Source organism: aff. Roholtiella sp. LEGE 12411 (assembly GCF_015206995.1).
Taxonomy (GTDB): Bacteria; Cyanobacteriota; Cyanobacteriia; order Cyanobacteriales; family Nostocaceae; genus Komarekiella.
Genome location: NZ_JADEXR010000065.1, coordinates 24045 through 30362 on the forward strand (window position 1 = coordinate 24045; position 6318 = coordinate 30362).

5 protein-coding genes are annotated in these 6318 nt (G+C 43.4%); all 5 read right to left on the reverse strand.

All coding sequences use genetic code 11. From position 1 onward, the window contains the following. Positions 1-32: 32 nt before the first annotated feature. Positions 33-1265 carry a tryptophan synthase subunit beta gene (gene trpB / locus IQ246_RS15850; protein ID WP_194004314.1) on the reverse strand — a complete coding sequence of 411 codons (1233 nt, stop codon included), beginning with the start codon at positions 1263-1265 and terminating at the stop codon, positions 33-35. A 326-nt stretch (positions 1266-1591) separates the two neighbouring features. Continuing rightward, positions 1592-2419 (reverse strand): tryptophan synthase subunit alpha, encoded by an 828-nt coding sequence (gene trpA, locus IQ246_RS15855; protein WP_194004306.1) that lies wholly within the window; start codon positions 2417-2419, stop codon positions 1592-1594. 41 nt (positions 2420-2460) lie between these two features. Beyond that, positions 2461-2733 carry a hypothetical protein gene (locus IQ246_RS15860; protein WP_244142049.1) on the reverse strand — a complete coding sequence of 91 codons (273 nt, stop codon included), beginning with the start codon at positions 2731-2733 and terminating at the stop codon, positions 2461-2463. 26 nt (positions 2734-2759) lie between these two features. Further along, positions 2760-3605, reverse strand: coding sequence for an indole-3-glycerol phosphate synthase TrpC (trpC, locus tag IQ246_RS15865; protein WP_194004307.1), 846 nt, complete (start codon positions 3603-3605; stop codon positions 2760-2762). 139 nt (positions 3606-3744) lie between these two features. Next, the gene (locus IQ246_RS15870; RefSeq protein ID WP_194004308.1) at positions 3745-5961 is read right to left on the reverse strand and encodes an anthranilate synthase; all 2217 of its coding nucleotides are present in this window, start codon (positions 5959-5961) and stop codon (positions 3745-3747) included. Positions 5962-6318 lie beyond the last annotated feature (357 nt).

Sequence of the window (6318 nt, forward strand, 5' to 3'; positions counted from 1 at the left end):
TTAATCAATGACAAAGGACAAAGGACGAATGACTAATGACTAATAACTTTGGCGACAGTTTGCACATCTTTGTCACCTCTGCCAGAGCAATTGATGACGATGCGGGGACTACCATCGAGTTGGGGACAGAGGGTTTCTAGATAGGCGATCGCATGAGCGGTTTCTAAGGCTGGGATAATCCCTTCTAGTTGCGAAAGCCTCTGAAATGCTTCTAGTGCTTGCTTATCGGTCACGCTGTAATATTCAGCACGACCAAGATCCTTTAAATAGCTGTGCTCAGGCCCAACGCCGGGATAATCTAGTCCTGCACTAATCGAATGTGCTTCCACTACTTGACCATCATCATCTTGCAGTAAGTAGCTCATTGCACCGTGCAATACACCTATTCTTCCTTTTGTCAAGGTTGCAGCATGTTTTTCTGTATTCACACCTTCACCTGCTGCTTCCACTCCAATCAGGCGCACAGATGTTTCATGCACAAACTCATGAAATAATCCGATGGCGTTGGAACCTCCACCCACACAAGCTAGAAGAATATCTGGTAGTCCTCCCCATTTTTCCTGACACTGAGGGCGAGTTTCTTTACCGATTACCGCATGGAAATCACGCACAATCATCGGGTAGGGATGAGGCCCAGCAACAGAACCCAAAATGTAATGGGTTGTTTCCACATTTGTCACCCAGTCCCGAATTGCTTCGGAGGTTGCATCTTTAAGAGTTCCCGTCCCTGCTTCCACTGGACGAACTTCCGCTCCCATCAGTTTCATCCGAAACACGTTGAGGGCTTGACGTTCCATATCGTGGATGCCCATGTAAATCACACAGTCTAGACCAAATCGCGCACACACAGTTGCAGTAGCAACCCCATGCTGACCAGCGCCTGTTTCCGCAATAATCCGCTGTTTACCCATGCGCTTGGCTAGCAACACCTGAGCCAAAGCATTATTAATTTTGTGAGCGCCTGTATGATTTAAATCTTCACGCTTTAAATAAATCTGCGCTCCTGTACCATCTGGTCTAGCGTAATGTGTTGTAAGGCGTTCCGCAAAATATAAAGGACTGGGACGACCCACATAGTCCCGGAGTAAATTTTGCAGTTCTTGTTGGAAACTTGCTTCGTTGCGATATTGCTCAAATGCAGTTTCCAACTCACTTAATGCCGGCATTAAGGTTTCCGGGACGTACTTACCACCGAATTTGCCAAACCGGCCCAAGGAGTCGGGTTGCGCAGTCGAGGGGAATATTGCAGTATTGATGTCTTGTATGCTTACCACTAGTTAAAATCCTCTTTTTAGGGTTGTATTCTCGTTCCCAGCTTGAGGCTGGGAATGCACTTTAGCACTTACGCAACTGGCACACAAGGCTTCTGGTATAAGGGTCAAGGGTCAAGGGTCAAGGGTCAAGGGTCAAGGTTTTTTGGACTTTTGACCTTTGACTCTGGACAACCTCTGGCGTTAAAAATATGACCCTTGCGTAAGTCCTGCACTGATCAGGAAGTGGCTCCAATTGGGGCTAGAATCAGGGGCAGAGCCTCTCTATGGGCCTTCCCAGGCTCAGCCTGGGAACGAACTCTAAAACGAGTTCTAAAGGTTTATTTAGCAGAACCGACTTGTTGCAGGGATGCAGGGGTAATTGCTGCTTTAAGTTCTTGACAAAGTTGTTCAACAGCTTGCAGTCCTTGGGTGGGGCTACCTTCAGCTAAGCGTTTGACAAAGGCACTACCAACAATTACCGCATCTGCACCCCATTCCATCACCTGATGTGCTTGTTCTGGATCTGAGATGCCAAAGCCAACGCCAATGGGTTTATCGGTGATGCTTCGCAAATCCTTCACTAAATGCTTTACACGGTCTTGGAGATGAGAGCGTATACCTGTAACACCAGTTACACTTACTAGGTAGATAAATCCCTGAGATTGCCGGGCGATCGCTTCAATCCTATCCTTAGAACTGGTGGGAGCTACGAGCAAAATTACCTCAATTCCAAATGAGGCAGCAGTATGTATTAATTCTTCGGCTTCTTCTAAGGGTAAGTCTGGCACTACTAATCCTTGCACGCCAGCATTAGCAATTGAGGCTAGAAACGACTTAATACCCCGGTGCAAAATTGGATTGTAGTAAGTAAATAAAATGATCGGTGCTTTTAAGCTAGGATTCATAGTTTGCAACATCTCTAGCACTTGCTCTAATTTTGTGCCTCTTTGCAAAGCGCGAGTTGCTGCGGCTTGAATCACAGGCCCATCTGCCAGAGGATCGGAGTAGGGAATACCCAACTCAATAAAGTCAGCACCGTTACGATCTAATACACGTAAAGCCTCGGCAGTCGTTTCTAAGTTAGGATCGCCAGCTGTGATAAAAGGAATTAAAGCACACTGTTGGCGATCGCGTAAAGTTTGAAAGTAATCGGAGATAGAAGTCATTCTGAAAAATAGTTAATGGTATGTTAACAACTTTGGAATAATTAACAATTAGCACTTAGCGATGTCCACGCTACATTTTTCATCGCCGAGTATCGTAGTTTTGTAATCGAGCCTTTGAGCTTCATGTCTGAGCCTTTAAGCTTCATCGTCGAGCTTTTGAGCTTAATCTCTGAGCCTTCAAGCTTCATGTCTGAGCTTTTGAGCTTCATCGCCGAGCTTTTAAGCTTCATCGTTGAGCCTTTAAGCTTCATCGTCGAGCCTTTGAGCTTCATCGTTGAGCCTTTAAGCTTCATCGTTGAGCCTTTGAACTCCATCGTCGAGCCTTTGAACTCTTTGCAACCTAGTGGCTGCTCAAAAGACTACGTACAGCCTGCTCTATATCATTTTGTTTAATCAAAGACTCACCTACCAAAACTGCACGAGCACCAGCCTCAGCCACAATAGATAAATCCGCAGGTGTATAAAGTCCAGACTCACTGACAACAGTGATACCCAAGCTCTGCAATTGTTGCCGCTGTGCTAGAAGTTGCTGTGTTGTTGCTAAATTAACTGTAAAATCTTCTAGATTACGGTTGTTAATTCCGACTAAACGTAAGCCATCAAGCTGTAACACCCGATCCAGTTCAGTTAAAGTATGAACTTCCACCAGTGCATTCATTCCCAAATCGTGAATCAAGCGCAAAAAATTCTGGAGTTCTTGATTTGAGAGGATAGCAGCAATCAACAATACAGCATCTGCGCCCGCAGTCCGTGCTAAATAGATTTGGTAGGGATCAATGATAAATTCTTTGCACAGTAGGGGTAATGCTACCTGCGATACCTCCGGTGAGCTTTGCTTACGCACAAGACGCAGATTATCAAAACTGCCTTGAAAGAACTTTTGATCAGTGAGGATTGACAGACAAGCCGCACCACCGCGTTCATAAGCTTGGGCGATCGCCACTGGCTCAAAGTCTTCTCGAATAATCCCGCGACTTGGGGAGGCTTTTTTAACTTCGGCAATTAAACTAGGTTGATTGGGACTCTGCTGTAAAGCAGCCAGAAAATCTCGCACAGTTGGAGCAGTAGTTAACTGCTGTTGCAAAGAAGCTAAAGGCAGTTCTTGCTGCATTTGGGCAACTTCTTGCTTTTTATGCCATACAATTTCTTCGAGAATGTGGCGCGGTGAGGCGATTTGTTTATTCATAAACTACTTGGGGGACAAATTTTCACTCACCCTGAAAGGGCTACTTTAAACTTTTGAACGCCAGTCGTTTCAAGTCAAGCCAGCCGCGTGCAAAGAGAAGTGGGAGCGTCGGCTCCCGGCTATCTGAAGACTTTGGACTCTAGACTTTTGACCCTTGATTCTTGACTCTTGACCCTTGACTCTCAGTATATGCACACACAACGTTTTTAATGATTGCCAAACCGACTTCTCCTGTTAAAGTCATGATTGATTCTGGATGAAACTGAACGCCAGCAATGGGAAGTGTTTGATGCTCAATGCCCATAATGATGTCGTCATCAGAAATTGCCGTTACTTTGAGTTCCGTTGGCATATCTGACGGTAGGGCAAACAATGAATGGTATCTACCGACTGTAAAAGATTCTGGTAAGTTTTTGAATAAAACGGAATCGGAATCGGTAACGAAAATCTGTGAAGATTTACCATGTTGGGGATAGTTGAGAACTCCTAATTGTCCGCCAAAAGCTTCCACAATGCTTTGCAATCCTAGACAAACTCCAAAAATGGGAATTTGGCGTCGAACAAGAGCGGCGACAGTCTCTGGAACCTTAAAATCACTTGGTTTACCAGGGCCAGGAGACAAAACAACTAAGTCAGGACGTTCTATGTCAAATAGGGATTCTGAGAAGCCATGACGTAGTGTGGTGACAGTTGCACCAGTTTGGCGAATGTAATTAGCTAGTGTATGAACAAAAGAATCTTCGTAGTCTATTAGTAAGACATGTTTACCAGGCTTGACATCTGGGATATATTTACTTATTTTTATGGAACTACGCTCGTTAGTTCTGTTACCTATTTGCTTAGCACGGCGAATTGTTTCAAATAGTGCGGCAGCTTTAGTGATTGTTTCTTGTTCTTCTGCTTGTGGCACAGAGTCATAAAGAACAGTCGCACCGACTCGTACTTGAGCAATTGAATCTTTTAAGCGAATAGTCCGCAGAATTAATCCGGTATTTAAGTTTCCATTAAAGTTTAGGTAGCCAACGGCTCCGCCATACCAACGTCGAGCGCTACGTTCATGCTGTTCGATAAAGTTTATTGCTGCTCTTTTGGGTGCGCCAGTTACTGTAACTGCCCAAGTATGGCTTAAGAATGCATCTAAAGCATCAAATTGCGATCGCAATGTACCCTCAACATGATCTACTGTATGGATCAAATGACTATACAATTCAATTTGGCGACGCCCAATAACTCGTACTGAACCTGGCTCACAAATTCGAGATTTGTCATTCCGATCTACATCAGTACACATTGTCAGTTCCGCTTCATCTTTACGTGAGTTGAGTAACTGACGAATTTGAACGGCATCACCAAGAGCATCTTGTCCACGGGTAATAGTACCACTAATCGGACAGGTTTCTACCCGCCTACCTTCAACCCGCACGAACATTTCAGGAGATGCACCGATTAGATATTCTCCACCTAAATTAAAAATAAAACCATAAGGGCTGGGATTGATTTGCTTTAAGATTTCAAATAGTTTACTGGGTGGCTCTTCACAGGCTTCAAAAAAGTTTTGACTGGGAACTACTTCAAATAAATCGCCCCGCCGGAAGTAATCTAGTGCAAGTCCAACTTGTTCGGCATATTCGCCTGTTTTATGATCAGCGGTTTGCGTTGGTAGAAGATTCTTTCCTCGATAATCAACAGACTCACCCGTTCTAGGAAGATTATTAGTGCTACCATGCTCTGTTTCAAATTCATATTTTACACAGAATGCACGTTGCAAATAGTAGTCAACAACTATCAGTTCATCAGGTAAATAAAGCACTAAATCCCGCTGATCTATAGGACGATCTAGACATTGAGGAATTGGCTCAAACTGGAAAACTAAGTCATAACCAAAAGCACCATACAATCCTAGATGCTCGTCTTCTTGACTAGAGAAAATATGTAGAATTTCGCGGATAACTGTAAATACTGAAGGTTGCTGGCTACGTTCTTCTTCAGCAAATAATTGTTGTGCAGGTTTAACAAATCCTGCGATATCGTTATTATTTTGAGTGACTTGCTCAAGTTGTTTTGAGTGGCATAGGCGCTCTAAAAGCAATGGCAAAAGTACCTTACCACGCTCATTCAATGCTGTCAGAATGAAAGCGTTTTCCTGTGTTGTTAATTCTAGTGGTGGATTGACAAATCCGATCGCCCATCTCTTATATCTTCCTGGATACTCATAGCTACTCTTTAGCAAGCCGCCACGTTGAGAATTTAGATGGAACAGAATATCTTCGATGGCAGTATCCATCTTAACTTCTTTGCTGGAGCGAGAGATACGTACACCACCAACAGTTGTGTAAGAATGGGAATCAATAATCATGGGTAATTTCTCTAGAGTAGTGATTAGGCGTTAAATCAAGAATCGTGCATCATCATTAGTAACTTTGAACAAAGGACAAATTCAATCGCTCTTAGTATGAATATAATTAAGTTTTTTTAAGCGGCATAAGTATTGAGCTTGATGTAATTCAACATCTTTTGCTAATTCTTATTTAATTTTACTCAATGTGAATCAATTATTACATGAACAATTTTTAGATCTTGGTATCATTTTCTTCGCTTTTTATACTTTCTTCTTAGTAAAATCCCGGAAAATGGTTTTGAAAGTTTCCGCCTCTTCCCATGGTTATAAAATGAAGGCCGTTATGGCATGGGGAATGGCTGTCTCTTATACACA

Coding starts and splice junctions, on each gene's coding strand:
- IQ246_RS15860 (WP_244142049.1), bottom strand. CDS start 2,733: ATGGAGTTCAAAGGCTCAACGATGAAGCTTAAAGGCTCAACGATGAAG.
- trpC (WP_194004307.1), bottom strand. CDS start 3,605: ATGAATAAACAAATCGCCTCACCGCGCCACATTCTCGAAGAAATTGTA.
- IQ246_RS15870 (WP_194004308.1), bottom strand. CDS start 5,961: ATGATTATTGATTCCCATTCTTACACAACTGTTGGTGGTGTACGTATC.
- trpA (WP_194004306.1), bottom strand. CDS start 2,419: ATGACTTCTATCTCCGATTACTTTCAAACTTTACGCGATCGCCAACAG.